Genomic DNA, 12,708 nt, shown 5'->3' on the forward strand with positions numbered 1-12,708 from the left:
GTTCTCGTTCGCGCGCCCTAAGCGCTTCCCGTCCTTTCCTGTGCGCGCGCGGCGGGAAGCGCACTCGCCGCGTGCCGCGCGTCCAGTTCGTCGCAGCGCCGCCGGTATTCGGCGACTTCCTGCAGCAGCCACGCCCTGAACGCCTGCACGCGCGGCGTGGCGATCAGCGGCGGCGGACACACGAAAAAGTAGTGCCACGGGCTCGGCCCGGCGATGTCGAACAGCCGCACCAGCCGCCCGGCGAGCAGATCGTCCACCGCGAGCGAACGGCGCACCAGCGCGATGCCCTGGCCCTCGATCGCGGCCAGCAGCAGGTTCGACGAATCCTGATACAGAATTCCCCGCTTCGGCTCGGTCAGCGTATCGAGCCCGGCCGCGTTGAACCACGGCCGCCACAGCTCGTCGTCCGAGCGCAGCAGCCGGTAGTGCGCGAGATCGGCGGGCGTCTGCGGCAGCTTGCCGCCGTTCAGCGTCGGCGAGCATGCGGGAAAAAACACCTCTTCGAACAGCGGCTCGACATGCAACCCCGGATAGTTGCCGGAGCCGAAGCGGATCGCGAGATCGACGTCGTCGCGCGCGAAATCGGTCAGCGAGTTGGTCGACTGCAGCTCGACGTCGATTTCCGGATGCCGCTCGATGAACGTGCCGATGCGCGGCGTGATGAAGCGCGCGGCGAACGACGACAGCATCGACACCACCAGCCGCCGTCCGCGGTCGCTCGCGCGCACGTCGCGGGTCGCGTCGGCGATCACCATCAGCGCGGCGCGCACCTGCTGCGCATAGCGCATCCCGGCGTCGGTCAGGCACAGCCGCTTGCCGTTGCGCGTGAACAGCTGCACGCCGAGCTCGTCCTCGAGCGCGCGCACCTGGTGGCTGACCGCGCCGTGCGTGACGTACAGCTCGTCGGCGGCGCGGGAGAAATTCTCGTGACGGGCGGCGGCTTCGAACGCGCGGATCGCGTTCAGCGCGGGCAGCTGGCGGAGGTCCATTTGCTAATTTTCCTCACATCGACGTGAAAATTGGTCGTTTGGTCGGGCGCCCCTGGATGACTACGATTGTAGCCATCGAAGCATTTATTGGCGGAGACGATCATGCAAGAAATTTCTTCAAGCATCACGTTCGAAATCCCCGCGGGCGAAACCGTGCCGATGAAGGTGCAACGCAGCACGCGCCTGACGGTGCAGCGCGGGCCGTTGTGGGCGACGCGCAGCAACGACGTCGAAGACTACTTCCTGGTGGACGGCGAGACGCTGCGGCTGCGCCGCGGCGAACGCCTGTGGCTGAGCTCGGAAAGCGCGCAGGGGGCGTACGTCGCGTTCTCGGTGTCGCGCCCGGCGGCCGAGGTCGCGCGCGGTGCGCTCGCGCGGCTGCGCGAGCGCGTGAGCGCGTTGCTCCACGACGGCTGGCGCACCGTCTGACGCGGCTTTCGTCGGACGGATGCGTGCGATCCGTCCCCTTCCGCTGCCGGCGGGACCGGTGGGTTTTCGGTAAACTACCGTCCATGTCCGTCTCGCCGGTTGCCATCGTGTCCACGCCCGTCGCTGTTTCCGCATCGCCCGCCGGCTCGCCGGCTCAGCACGACGCGCCGCTCACCGTGCGCTGGCGCGGCACCGAGGCATACCAGACCAGCTTCGACGCGATGCGCGCGTTCACCGATGCACGCACCGCCGAGACCCCCGACGAGATCTGGATCGTCGAGCATCCGCCCGTCTACACGCTCGGCCAGGCCGGCGACCCGGCCCATCTGCTGGTGGCCGACAGCGGCGTGCCGCTCGTGAAGGTCGACCGCGGCGGGCAAATCACCTATCACGGCCCCGGCCAGATCGTCGCCTACCTGCTGCTCGACTTGCGCCGGCGCAAGCTGATGGTCCGCACGCTGGTGACGCGGATCGAAGAGGCCGTGATCGAAACCCTCGCGGCGTATAATCTCGCTTCGGTCCGCAAGGCGGGCGCGCCCGGCATCTACGTGGCATCCGGCGTGCACGAGGGCGCGAAGATCGCGGCCCTCGGCCTGAAGATCCGCAACGGCTGCAGCTATCACGGGCTGAGCCTGAACGTGAAGATGGATCTGCGCCCGTTTCTCGCGATCAACCCGTGCGGCTATGCCGGACTGGAAACCGTCGACATGGCGAGCCTCGAGGTTGCCGCCGACTGGAACGACGTCGCCCGCACGCTGGTCGGGCGCCTGATCGCCAACCTCGACGGCGCATCCGCGGCCGCCGACAAGCCGCACGCACTGGAACATTCGAATGACTGACGTTACCGCTTCCCCCGCCCCGGCCGATCCGGCCGCGACCCCTGCCTACGATCCCACCGCCAAGCAGAAGGCGCAGGCGAAGACGGCGCGCATCCCGATCAAGGTCATTCCGATCGAGAAGCTGAAGAAGCCCGAGTGGATCCGCGTGAAGGCGGCCACCGGCAGCTCGCGCTTCAACGAGATCAAGACGATCCTGCGCGAGCACAACCTGCATACCGTGTGCGAGGAAGCGAGCTGCCCGAACATCGGCGAATGCTTCGGCAAGGGCACCGCGACGTTCATGATCATGGGCGACAAGTGCACGCGCCGCTGCCCGTTCTGCGACGTCGGCCACGGCCGTCCCGATCCGCTCGACGCGGATGAACCGAAGAACCTCGCCCGCACGATCGCCGCGCTCAAGCTCAAGTACGTGGTGATCACGAGCGTCGACCGCGACGACCTGCGCGACGGCGGCGCCGCCCACTTCGTCGAGTGCATCCGCGAAACGCGTGCGCAGTCGCCGGACACGCGCATCGAGATCCTGACGCCGGACTTCCGCGGCCGTCTCGATCGCGCGATCTCGATCCTGAACGCCGCACCGCCCGACGTGATGAACCACAACCTCGAAACGGTGCCGCGCCTGTACAAGGAAGCGCGCCCGGGTTCGGACTACGCGCATTCGCTGAAGCTGCTGAAGGACTTCAAGGCGCTGCATCCGGACGTCGCGACCAAGTCGGGCCTGATGGTCGGCCTCGGCGAGACCGAAGAGGAAATCCTGCAGGTGATGCGCGACCTGCGCGCGCACGACGTCGACATGCTGACGATCGGCCAGTATCTGCAGCCGTCGGAGCACCATCTGCCGGTGCGTGCATACGTGCATCCGGATACCTTCAAGATGTACGAGGAAGAAGCGTACAAGATGGGCTTCACGCACGCGGCCGTCGGCGCGATGGTGCGCTCGAGCTATCACGCCGATCTGCAGGCGCATGGGGCCGGCGTGGTCTGAGCGTCGCGTCTTCGCATCATGCGGGCGCCGCAGGTGTGCGCCGCCCGTCATGCAGTCAAACCAAGCCCGCAGCGATGCGGGCTTGTTCGTTTTGGGGTGCGTTACAGGCACCGGCTGTCCGCGCACGCCGATCGTCGCCCGTGCGGATGCGCGATCCAATCGAACGTGCAAAGCAAAGCTGAAACGCCGTCGATAGCTTCGCAGGATAAGTTCGCTCCCGCCGCGCGCAAAGCTCGTAAAGTCGGCTCTCCCGCAGCAATGCCCGTATTCGAAGGAGAGCCGCATGTCCCGTTTCAGCTTCATCCGCCGCGCCGTCGTCGCGCTGACCGCCTTTGCCGCGCTCGGCGCGGCGCACGCCGAATCGCGCGAAGTAGTGATCGCGTACCAGGACATGGTCGTGCCGTGGCGCTACGCGCAGGCGAGCGGTGAAGTCGAGAAGGCGACCGGCTACAAGGTCACGTTCCGCAAGCTCGACAGCGGCGCCGACGTGATCCGCGCGCTTGCGTCGGGCTCGGTGCAGCTCGGCGAGGCCGGCTCGAGCCCGATTGCGGCCGGTCTGTCGCAAGGGCTCGACATTTCGTTGTTCTGGGTGCTCGACAACATCAACGACGCCGAGGCGCTGGTCGCGCGCAACGGCTCCGGCGTGACCAGCATCGCCGCGCTGAAGGGCAGGAAGATCGGCGTGCCGTTCGTGTCGACGTCGCACTTTCATACGCTGGTCGCGCTGCAGGCCGCCGGCGTGAACCCGAACGACGTGAAGATCGTCAACCTGCGTCCGCCGGAAGTCGCGGCCGCGTGGGCGCGCGGCGACATCGACGCGACCTACATCTGGGATCCGGTGCTCGCGAAGGTCAAGCAGTCGGGCACCGTGCTGACGACCTCGGGCCAGGTCGCGAAGCAAAGCGGCAAGGCGACCTTCGACGGCTTCGTCGTGAGCCGCAAGTTCGCGCGCGAGAACCCCGAGTTCGTCGCGCGTTTCGTGAAGGTGCTCGCCGCAGCCGATGCCGATTACCGCGCCCATGCGGCCGCGTGGAAGGTCGGCTCGCCGCAGGTCGCGGCGGTCGCGAAGGTGTCCGGCGCGAACGCGCAGGACGTGCCGGCCAGCCTCGCGCTGTACGCGTTCCCGACGCCTGCCGAGCAGGCGTCGCCGACGTGGCTCGGCGGCGGCGCGCAGTCGGGCGCCGCGAAGTCGCTCGCGGCCACCGCCGCATTCCTCAAGACGCAGGGCACGATCCAGACGGTGCTGGCCGATTATTCGGTCGGCGTCGATCCGCAGTTCGTGCAGAAGGCGGCGCGCTGAGCGCCGCCGCGCCGGCGCACCCTCGCGGAGGCTTCGATCATGAGCACGCTGGAAGTTCGGCAACTGTCGGTCGCCTATCCGGGCGAACGCGGTCGGCCGACCACGCACGCGCTTGCGCGCGTCGACCTGCAGATCGACAGCGGTGAATTCGTCGTCGCGCTCGGCGCGTCCGGATGCGGAAAGACGACGCTGCTGAACTGCATGGCCGGTTTCGTCGCGCCGACGACGGGCGAGGTGCGCGTCGACGGCGTGCCGGTCACCGGCCCCGGCGCCGATCGTGGCGTCGTGTTCCAGAAATATGCGCTGCTGCCGTGGCTCGACGTGCTCGGGAACGTCGCGCTCGGGCTGCGCTTCGCGCGCATGCCGAAGGCCGAGCGCGAAGCGCGCTCGCGCGAGATGCTCGCGCTCGTCGGCCTCGAGCGCCATGCGCATGCGCGCGTCTACGAGCTGTCGGGCGGCATGCAGCAGCGCGTCGGCATCGCGCGGGCGCTCGCGAGCGAGCCGCGCGTGCTGCTGATGGACGAGCCGATGGGCGCGCTCGACGCGATGACGCGCGGCACGATGCAGGCGCTCGTGCTCGACGTGTGGGCGCGCACCGGCAAGACGGTGTTCTTCATCACGCACGACGTCGAGGAGGCGCTGTTCCTCGCGACGCGCCTGGTCGTGATGACGCCCGGCCCCGGCCGCATCGCGCAGACCTTCGAGCTGCCGTTCGCGCGGCGCTACGTCGCGTCGCGCGATGCGCGCGCGGTGAAGTCGTCGCAGGAATTCATCGCATGGCGCGAGCGGCTGATCGCCTATCTGCACCGCGACGACGCCGTCGCGCCGGCCGCGTGATGCAGGAGCTCGCGCGGCACGGCGCGTCAGCCGGGCGCGTGCGCATCGCCACTTTGGACAGGCAGGACGACATGAGTACGCAGGATTCGTGGGCGGCCGATCGAGCGGCCGCCGACTTCGAACGGAACCGGCCCGCGCCGCAGCGACGCGGGCGCGCGTCGCATCGCTACCGGCTGCCGGGGCAAGGCAACACGTCGGCGCTGAGCGCGGCCACGCTCGCTGCGCTGGCCGCACTGTGGTGGATCGCGACGCATCGGCAATGGCTGCCGCCGCTGTTCCTGCCGGCGCCGGAAGCGGTGTGGCGTGCGTTCGTCGACGCGGCGCACGGCCGCATCCAGGGCGGGCTGCCGTTGTCCGAGCATCTGATGTGGAGCGCCGCGCGCGTGTTCGGCGCGTTCGCGTTCGCGACGGCGATCGGCGTGCCGGCCGGCATCCTGATGGGCGTGAGCCGGATCGCGCGCGGCGTGTTCGATCCGCTGCTGGAGTTCTACCGGCCGCTGCCGCCGCTGGCTTATCTGCCGCTCGTCGTGATCTGGTTCGGCATCGACGAGACGGCGAAGCTCGTCGTGATCTTCCTCGCCTGCTTCGCGCCGATCGCGATGGCCGCCCGCGCGGGCGTGCGCGCCGCGACGGTCGAGCAGATCAACGCCGCCTATTCGCTCGGCGGCAGCTTCGCGCAGATCGTGCGCCACGTCGTGCTGCCCGCCGCGCTGCCGGAGATCCTCACCGGTCTGCGCATCGCGATCGGCTTCGGCTGGACGACGCTCGTCGCCGCCGAGATGGTCGCCGCGACGGCCGGGCTCGGGCAGATGGTGCTCAACGCGTCGAGCTTTCTGCGCACCGATATCGTCGTGATGGGCATCCTGATCATCGGCGCGATCGCGTGGCTGTTCGATCTCGCGATGCGGTGGGTGGAGCGGCGTGCGGTGCCGTGGAAGGGGCGCGGGTGAGGCGTCGCACGGCCGTGCCGGAGCCGCCTTCGCGAGCATGATGAGCGGGCGGGGCGGGTTGCCTGCCGCCGCCTGCTGTCATACGATGCCGACATGATGAAATCCCTCACGCCAGCCGAACTCGACGAACTCGGCACATTCCTGATCTCCGATGTCGCGTCGGAAGAAACGCTGACGCTCGCCGGGCTCGACGGCTACTTGACCGCGATCGCGGCCGGCCCTGTCACGCTGCTGCCGAGCCAATGGCTGGGCGGCATATGGGGGCCGACGGACGACGACGCACCGAATTTCGAGACGATGGAGCAGGCGCAGCGCGTGCTGGGTCTGCTGATGCGACATTACAACGGCATTATCGGCAGCCTGGAGCGCAATCCCGACGCATTTCGGCCGGTGTTCGACACGGTCGTCTATGCCGACGACGCGCGTGAATATCGCGATGCCGAGGCCTGGGCATTCGGCTTCATGCAGGCGATCGCTCTGTCCCAGGAATACTGGCAGCCGCTCTTCGACGATCCGCAAGGCCAGGCATGGATGCGGCCGCTTCGCCTGCTCGGCGGGGACGAAGCGGCCGCCGACGAAGTTGCGCCCGACGACGCGCAGCTGATGCTCGATCCGTCCGGGCGGGAAACCCTGGCCGACAGGATTCCCGCGGCCGTCGCCGGCATCTATCGTTACTGGTTGCCGTATCGCCGCGCCGTGCAGGAGCGGCGCGTTGCCGCGACAGCGCAGCGTTCGGAACCGAAAATCGGGCGCAACGATCCATGTCCGTGCGGCAGCGGCAAGAAGTTCAAGAAATGCTGCGGCGCGGCCGCCACGCTGCACTGAGGGCGCGTCTTACATCACGCATCCACGCAGCCGACGGCAGGCGCTGACCGGCGTCAGCCGTCATTCCCCCAGCGCGACGCCTTCGCGCCGTGGGTCGGCGCCGCCGAACCACACCGTCTGCCCCTGCACGTTCAGCCGCTGGATGCCCTGCAGCCCCGAGTTCATCTCGACGACGCGCACGTCGTGGCCGCGCCCTTTCAGCCCGTCGACGAGCGCGTCCGACACGCGGCCGCGCTCCAGCTGCGTCGGCCCGTTCATCGACCCGAAGTTCGGCAGCGCGATCGCCTGCTGCATCGTCATTCCCCAGTCCATCACGCCGATCAGCGTCTTCGCGACGTGATTGATGATCGCGGGGCCGCCGGCCGAACCGACGATCATCGTCACCTGCCTGGTCTTCCGGTCGAACACGAGCTCCGGCGACATCGCCGAGCGCGGCCGCTTGCCCGGCTGCACGCGGTTCGCGACCGGGCGCCCGTGCTCGCTCGGCACGAACGAGAAGTCGGTCAGCTGGTTGTTCAGCATGAAGCCGCGCACCATCAGCCGCGAACCGAACGCATCTTCGACGCTGGTCGTCATCGACAGCGCGTGGCCGTAGCGGTCGATGATCGCGATGTCGGACGTGGACGGCAGTTCGGCGCTTCGATCGTCGGCGAGCGCGAGCGTCGCGCCCTGCGGCGTGCCGGGCTGCGCGACGCCCATGCTGGTCTCGCCGACCAGCCGCGCGCGCTGCGCGAGATACGCCTTGTCGGTGAGGCTCGCCCAGCTGCCGCCCGGCAGCGGCGCGAAATCGGGATCGGCGACGTAGCGCGCGCGATCCGCGTACGCGAGGCGCCCGGCTTCGCTGAACAGATGCGCGGCGAACGGCGTCGGCTCGTAGCCGACGTCGTTGCGCACCGGCTTCTGCGCGCCGATCTGCTGCCAGTCGGGCATTGCTTCCAGGATGCCCAGCATCTGCGCGATCGCGAGGCCGCCCGACGACGGTGGCGGCATCCCGCACACCACCGAGCGCCGGTAGTCGGTACACAGCGGCGCACGCACCTTCGCCTTGTAGCGCGCGAGATCCTGCAGCGTCAGCAGGCCGGGGTTGGTCGGATGCCGGCGCACCTTCGCGACGATGTCGCGCGCGATCGGCCCGGTGTAGAACGCGTTCGCGCCGCGCTCGGCGATCTGGCGCAGCACGGCCGCGAGCGCCGGGTTCTTCAGCACGGTGCCGGCCGCCTTCGGCGTGCCGTCCGGGTTGTAGAAGTACGCGCGTGCGACCGGGTCGTTCATCAGGTACTTGTCATTCGCGATCAGCATCGCGAGGCGCGGGCTGATCGTGAAGCCGCGCTCCGCGAGCCGGATCGCGGGCTGGAACAGCCGCCGCCACGGCAGCTTGCCGTGCGCGCGGTGCGCGGCGTCGAGCATCCGCAGCACGCCCGGCGTGCCGACCGAGCGCCCGCCGACGACACCGTCGTAGAAGCTCAGCGGCTGGCCCGTCGGGCCGTAGAACAGCCGCTCGGTCGCGGCGGCCGGCGCGGTCTCGCGGCCGTCGTACGCCTGCGTCGCGTTGCCGTCGAAGTACAGCATGAAGGCGCCGCCGCCGAGCCCGGACGACTGCGGCTCGACGAGCCCGAGCACCATCTGCGTCGCGATCGCCGCGTCGATCGCGGTGCCGCCGGCCTTCAGCATGTCGTAGCCGGCTTGCGCCGCGAGCGGGTTCGCGGCGGCGATCATGAAGTGCTGCGCGGTCCAGCCCGGCTTGTCGGTCCAGCCGGACGACGGCTCGGGTGCCTGGACGCCCGGCAGCGGCACCGCGCCGCCCGACGCCGCGGCGACCGGGACGACCGCGCCCGACGATGCGGACGGCGACGTGCAGCCGGCGCTGAACGCGACCAGCGCGACGAAGGCGAGGCCCGCGAGCGCGGCAACGGGCGTCCGGGGACGCGAAGGCGGACGAATCGGGTCGGACATTGAACCCTCGGCAACGTTGAATTCGAAGGACGTGTGGGTGTGGGGGCATGCACGCGGGGCACGGCGCACGGCGCACGGCACACGGCACACGGCACACGGCACACGGCACACGGCACACGGCACACGACACGCGCGCTGCAATGCGCCGCACGGCGCACACAGCACACACGCGAAACGCATCCAGCATGCCAAGCGCATGCGACATCCGACACGCGCGCGCCCATCCCACACCGAACGGCGCGCTATTTTCGCCGCGCGCCCGGCCGCTTGTCATCAGACAGGAAACCCTGACGAATCGCGCCGGGCCCGCGCCGGCCGGCCTTGCCGGCCTGTTCGAGGATGAACTCTATGAAGGTCGCGGTCGCGCGCGTGTGGTGGCGGTTCGGCATGTACAGCATGTACATGTGCGTGCCGAAGATGCTCAAGCGGTACGCGTCGAGCGACGTGACCACCGCGCCGCGCCGCAGGTCGTCCTGCACCACGTAGTCGGGCACGATGCCGACGCCGATCCCCGCGAGGATCGCCTGGCGCAGGAACAGGAAGTTCTCGGAGATCAGCGTGGGTTCGAGCAGCACCTCGTGGCGCTCGTCGCCGAGATACGCGGCGATCCGCAGTTGCCGCCCGAGCACCGTCGCGGTGACGACCGGCGCGGCGCTCAGCGCGTCGAGGCTCGCCGGCATCCCGTGCGCAGCGGCGAACGCGGGCGATGCGCAGGCGACGTAGCGCACGGCGCCCATGTCGCGCGCGACGAGGTTCTGCGGCGGCTCGGACATCACGCGGATCGCGATGTCGACCTCGTCGCGCATCAGATCCTCGACGCGATTCTCGAACACCACGTCCAGCACGATGCCGGGATGCAGCCGCTTGAACGCGAGCAGCCAGTCGGACATCACCATCTGCCCATAGCCGCTCGGCACCGACAGCCGCACGCGGCCCTGCAGGTCCTGGCCGAGCGTCGTCACCGATTCCTGCGCGGCCAGCAACTCGTTGCGGATGCGCCGGCCGTGCTCGTACAGCTTCAAGCCGATCTCGGTCGGCTCGATGCGGCGCGTCGTGCGGCGCACGAGCTGCTGGCCGATCGAGCGTTCGAGCTGGTTCAGCCGGTAGCTGACGTTCGCGCGGCTCATCTTGAGCCGCTGCGCGGCCTTGCTCAGATTGCCCGCATCGAGGATCTCGACGAGCAGCGTCAGCGCATTCAGGTCCATCCGCGAGGTCTCCCGGTCCGTCCCGTGCGACGGTTCGAACGCATTCAATGTCAAGTCGGACTTGACAGCTTGTAAAGGCATGCGGGAATTGTCAATGAATCTCGATCAATCGAGAATCCAGTGATGCCCGGCCGTCGCAGCGGATCGCTTGCGCTGCGCGGCATGAACGGCATGCACGCGATGCCCGTCGCGCGAACCTGCGCCGCCGTCCGGCCCGGGGAAACGTTCCGGCACACCGCGCGCACCGAACCGGAGACACGATGAATTCAACCGCTTCCCCCGCACCGGCCCGCGCCGGGAGCGTCACGCACGAGCGCCGCGACGCGCTGCTCGTCGTCACGATCGACCATCCGCCCGTCAACGCGCTGTCCGCCGACGTGCGGCGCGGCCTGGCCGATGCGCTCGACGCCGCGCAGGCCGATCACACAGTCCGCGCGGTGCTGATCGTCGGCGCCGGCCGCAACTTCATCGCGGGCGCCGACATCCGCGAATTCGGCAAGCCGCCCGTGCCGCCGTCGCTGCCCGACGTGTGCGAGCGGATCGAGTCGAGCGCGAAGCCGGTGGTGGTCGCGCTGCACGGCGCGACGCTCGGCGGCGGCCTCGAGGTCGCGCTCGCCGCGCATTACCGGCTCGCATTGCCCGGCGCGAAGCTCGGGCTGCCCGAAGTCACGCTCGGCCTGCTGCCCGGCGCGGGCGGCACGCAGCGCACGCCGCGCCTGATCGGCGCGAAGGCCGCGCTCGACCTGATGCTGACCGGGCGCCACGCAAGCGCGGAAGAAGCGCGCGCGCTCGGCCTCGTCGATCGCGTCGCGCGCAGCGACGACACGCTCGCCGAAGGTCTCGCGTATGCGCAGGAGCTCGTGTCGCTCGGCGCGCCGGTACGGCGCACGCGCGATGCGCAGGGCCTCGCCGAGCGCACGGCCGCGCAGGCGGCGCTCGCTGCGGCACGCGCCGAGCTGCCGAAGAAGTCCCGCGGGCTGTTCTCGCCGGCGAAGATCGTCGATGCGGTCGAGGCCGCGCTCACGCTGTCGTTCGACGCGGGGATGAAGCTCGAGCGCAGCCTGTTCCTGCAATGCCTCGACAGCCCGCAGCGCGCGGGCCTCGTGCATGCGTTCTTCGCTGAACGCGAGGCCGCGAAGGCGCCCGAGGCGCGCGGTGCGAGCGCGCGTGCCGTCGAGCGGGTCGGCGTGGTCGGCGGCGGCACGATGGGCGCCGGGATCGCGGTCGCGGCGCTCGACGCGGGCCTGCCGGTGACGATGATCGAACGCGACGACGCGTCGCTCGCACGCGGGCGCGCGCACGTCGAAAAGGTGTACGACGCGCTCGTCGCGAAGGGCCGCATGACGCCGGACGCACGCGCGGCGCGCGTCGCGCGCCTCGACGGCAGCACGCGTTACGACGCGCTCGCGCAGGCCGACGTCGTGATCGAGGCCGTGTTCGAGGACATGGCCGTGAAGCAGGCGGTGTTCGCCGAGCTTGCGCGCGTGTGCAAGCCCGGCGCGGTGCTCGCGACCAACACGTCGTATCTCGACATCGACGCGCTCGCCGCCGGCATCGACCGGCCGGCCGACGTGATCGGCCTGCATTTCTTCTCGCCGGCCAACGTGATGAAGCTGCTCGAGATCGTCGTGCCGAAGCGCGTCAGCGCGGAGGTCGTCGCGACCGCGTTCGCGCTGGCGAAGCAACTGAAGAAGACGCCGGTGCGCGCCGGCGTGTGCGACGGCTTCATCGGCAACCGGATCCTCGCCGTCTACCGCACCGCGGCCGACTACCTGATGGAGGACGGCGCGTCGCCGTACCAGATCGATCGCGCGGTGCGCGATTTCGGCTTCCCGATGGGGCCGTTCCAGGTCGTCGATCTCGCGGGCGGCGACATCGGCTGGGCCACGCGCAAGCGCCGCGCGGCGACGCGCGATCCGCGCGCGCGCTACGTGGAGATCTCCGACCGGCTGTGCGAGCGCGGCTGGTTCGGCCAGAAGAGCGGCCGTGGCTATTACCTGTATCCCGACGGCGCACGCGTCGGCACGCCGGACCCGGAGGTCGACGCGATCGTCGCCGCCGAGCGCGCGAAGAAGGGCATCGTGCCGCGCAGCTTCAGCGACGACGAGATCCTGCGCCGCTACCTCGCCGCGATGATCAACGAAGGCGCGAACGTCGTGCACGAGCGGATCGCGCTGCGCCCGCTCGACGTCGATGCGGTGTTCCTGTACGGCTACGGCTTTCCGCGCCATCGCGGCGGCCCGATGCACTACGCGGACACGGTTGGCCTCGCGAACGTGCTCGCCGACATCCGCGCGTTCGCGAACGAGGATCCGCTGTTCTGGAGGCCGTCGCCGCTGCTCGTCGAGCTGGTCGAGCGCGGCGCGGATTTCGCGAGCCTGAACCGCATCGACTGA

Annotated in this window: 11 protein-coding genes; 8 read left to right on the forward strand and 3 right to left on the reverse strand. The window is 69.6% G+C overall.

Translation table 11 applies throughout. The features are described from left to right. Nucleotides 1-17 precede the first annotated feature (17 nt). Nucleotides 18-989: a transcriptional regulator GcvA gene (locus tag EX20_RS01620; RefSeq protein ID WP_011886140.1), complete on the reverse strand. Its 972-nt coding sequence runs from the start codon at nucleotides 987-989 to the stop codon at nucleotides 18-20. 102 nt (nucleotides 990-1,091) lie between these two features. On the opposite strand from EX20_RS01620, the gene EX20_RS01625 reads away from it, so the two are divergent. From EX20_RS01625 to EX20_RS01655, 7 genes are all read left to right on the forward strand, one after another. Then, nucleotides 1,092-1,418: a DUF2917 domain-containing protein gene (locus tag EX20_RS01625; RefSeq protein WP_034192576.1), complete on the forward strand. Its 327-nt coding sequence runs from the start codon at nucleotides 1,092-1,094 to the stop codon at nucleotides 1,416-1,418. Between the two features lie 83 nt (nucleotides 1,419-1,501). Beyond that, a complete protein-coding gene (lipB, locus tag EX20_RS01630; protein WP_034192532.1) occupies nucleotides 1,502-2,257 on the forward strand; it encodes a lipoyl(octanoyl) transferase LipB in 756 nt (251 codons plus the stop codon). Continuing rightward, nucleotides 2,250-3,242: a lipoyl synthase gene (lipA, locus tag EX20_RS01635; protein WP_011886137.1), complete on the forward strand. Its 993-nt coding sequence runs from the start codon at nucleotides 2,250-2,252 to the stop codon at nucleotides 3,240-3,242. Before lipB ends, lipA begins: the two co-directional genes overlap by 8 nt. 283 nt (nucleotides 3,243-3,525) lie before the next feature. Next, on the forward strand, nucleotides 3,526-4,542 hold the full coding sequence (tauA, locus tag EX20_RS01640; RefSeq protein ID WP_011886136.1) for a taurine ABC transporter substrate-binding protein: 1,017 nt from the start codon (nucleotides 3,526-3,528) through the stop codon (nucleotides 4,540-4,542). A 39-nt stretch (nucleotides 4,543-4,581) separates the two neighbouring features. Continuing rightward, a complete protein-coding gene (locus EX20_RS01645; RefSeq protein ID WP_034192533.1) occupies nucleotides 4,582-5,379 on the forward strand; it encodes a taurine ABC transporter ATP-binding protein in 798 nt (265 codons plus the stop codon). After that, nucleotides 5,379-6,329 carry an ABC transporter permease subunit gene (locus EX20_RS01650; protein WP_034192534.1) on the forward strand — a complete coding sequence of 317 codons (951 nt, stop codon included), beginning with the start codon at nucleotides 5,379-5,381 and terminating at the stop codon, nucleotides 6,327-6,329. The genes EX20_RS01645 and EX20_RS01650 overlap by 1 nt, the downstream gene beginning before the upstream one ends. Before the next feature lie 93 nt (nucleotides 6,330-6,422). Then, complete coding sequence (locus tag EX20_RS01655; protein ID WP_034192535.1) at nucleotides 6,423-7,154, forward strand: UPF0149 family protein; 732 nt, start codon at nucleotides 6,423-6,425, stop codon at nucleotides 7,152-7,154. A gap of 60 nt (nucleotides 7,155-7,214) precedes the next feature. Here EX20_RS01655 and ggt read toward each other — a convergent pair whose 3' ends face one another. Both ggt and EX20_RS01665 read right to left on the reverse strand, forming a co-directional pair. Continuing rightward, on the reverse strand, nucleotides 7,215-9,107 hold the full coding sequence (gene ggt, locus EX20_RS01660; protein ID WP_034192536.1) for a gamma-glutamyltransferase: 1,893 nt from the start codon (nucleotides 9,105-9,107) through the stop codon (nucleotides 7,215-7,217). A 242-nt stretch (nucleotides 9,108-9,349) separates the two neighbouring features. Beyond that, a complete protein-coding gene (locus EX20_RS01665; protein ID WP_014723717.1) occupies nucleotides 9,350-10,312 on the reverse strand; it encodes a LysR family transcriptional regulator in 963 nt (320 codons plus the stop codon). 260 nt (nucleotides 10,313-10,572) lie between these two features. Between EX20_RS01665 and EX20_RS01670 the strand changes: the two genes are divergently transcribed. Beyond that, on the forward strand, nucleotides 10,573-12,708 hold the full coding sequence (locus EX20_RS01670) for a 3-hydroxyacyl-CoA dehydrogenase NAD-binding domain-containing protein (RefSeq protein WP_034192537.1): 2,136 nt from the start codon (nucleotides 10,573-10,575) through the stop codon (nucleotides 12,706-12,708).

This window comes from Burkholderia sp. WP42 (genome assembly GCF_000745665.1).
Lineage (GTDB): Bacteria > Pseudomonadota > Gammaproteobacteria > Burkholderiales > Burkholderiaceae > Burkholderia > Burkholderia vietnamiensis.

Bases quoted from the DNA above. Each gene is read 5' to 3' on its own strand.
- EX20_RS01620 (WP_011886140.1), bottom strand. From the start codon at position 989: ATGGACCTCCGCCAGCTGCCCGCGCTGAACGCGATCCGCGCGTTCGAA.
- EX20_RS01650 (WP_034192534.1), top strand. From the start codon at position 5,379: ATGCAGGAGCTCGCGCGGCACGGCGCGTCAGCCGGGCGCGTGCGCATC.
- EX20_RS01655 (WP_034192535.1), top strand. From the start codon at position 6,423: ATGATGAAATCCCTCACGCCAGCCGAACTCGACGAACTCGGCACATTC.
- tauA (WP_011886136.1), top strand. From the start codon at position 3,526: ATGTCCCGTTTCAGCTTCATCCGCCGCGCCGTCGTCGCGCTGACCGCC.
- lipB (WP_034192532.1), top strand. From the start codon at position 1,502: ATGTCCGTCTCGCCGGTTGCCATCGTGTCCACGCCCGTCGCTGTTTCC.
- EX20_RS01645 (WP_034192533.1), top strand. From the start codon at position 4,582: ATGAGCACGCTGGAAGTTCGGCAACTGTCGGTCGCCTATCCGGGCGAA.
- EX20_RS01665 (WP_014723717.1), bottom strand. From the start codon at position 10,312: ATGGACCTGAATGCGCTGACGCTGCTCGTCGAGATCCTCGATGCGGGC.
- EX20_RS01670 (WP_034192537.1), top strand. From the start codon at position 10,573: ATGAATTCAACCGCTTCCCCCGCACCGGCCCGCGCCGGGAGCGTCACG.
- EX20_RS01625 (WP_034192576.1), top strand. From the start codon at position 1,092: ATGCAAGAAATTTCTTCAAGCATCACGTTCGAAATCCCCGCGGGCGAA.
- lipA (WP_011886137.1), top strand. From the start codon at position 2,250: ATGACTGACGTTACCGCTTCCCCCGCCCCGGCCGATCCGGCCGCGACC.
- ggt (WP_034192536.1), bottom strand. From the start codon at position 9,107: ATGTCCGACCCGATTCGTCCGCCTTCGCGTCCCCGGACGCCCGTTGCC.